The following is a 569-nucleotide window of genomic DNA, read 5'->3' as shown; positions in this document are numbered from 1 at the left end:
GTTCAGTATTGGTGACAGACCACCACAAGTATCCAACCTCAATTCTGTTCACAAGACCATCGTTGATGTTCTCGGCGAGCGATACCGTCGAATTTATTCTTAAAGTAGGTGCGGAATGACGGATTAAAGATAAAATGTGAAACAATCTTTCATTTAGCAAATAGATGATGCTATAGAGCCGTTCGATCACTCGTGCGAATGGATAGATGCCATTCCACTGATATTTTTCAGAAGCAGATACACATCGTCTCTTTCATCGACAGGCATCGTTTCTCGCCTTACAAGGAGATCAATCTCACCCTTCAATTTGATCAATTTATGATCATCCATTGTGGAAATAACCGCAGATACCAGCATTTCAAGAGATGAGACGCGAGTCTGAAGCCGCTTCTCATCTGCCTCCTTTTGCGCCAGTTTGATAAGTAATTGAGAAAGAAGAGTATTCATCCGTCATTCCGCACCTACTTTAAGAATAAATTCGACGGTATCGCTCGCCGAGAACATCAACGATGGTCTTGTGAACAGAATTGAGGTTGGATACTTGTGGTGGTCTGTCACCAATACTGAAC

At 42.4% G+C, this 569-nt stretch carries 1 protein-coding gene; it reads right to left on the bottom strand.

The genetic code is table 11. From position 1 onward, the window contains the following. Window positions 1-186 precede the first annotated feature (186 nt). Window positions 187-447 (bottom strand): sigma-S stabilization anti-adapter protein IraP, encoded by a 261-nt coding sequence (locus tag ACTBDZ_RS18360; RefSeq protein ID WP_438816338.1) that lies wholly within the window; start codon window positions 445-447, stop codon window positions 187-189. Window positions 448-569 lie beyond the last annotated feature (122 nt).

Source organism: Symbiopectobacterium sp. (genome assembly GCF_051710365.1).
Classification (GTDB): domain Bacteria; phylum Pseudomonadota; class Gammaproteobacteria; order Enterobacterales; family Enterobacteriaceae; genus Symbiopectobacterium.
This window is presented reverse-complemented; position numbering and strand designations above follow the sequence as displayed.

Bases quoted from the DNA above. Each gene is read 5' to 3' on its own strand.
- ACTBDZ_RS18360 (WP_438816338.1), bottom strand. From the start codon at position 447: ATGAATACTCTTCTTTCTCAATTACTTATCAAACTGGCGCAAAAGGAG.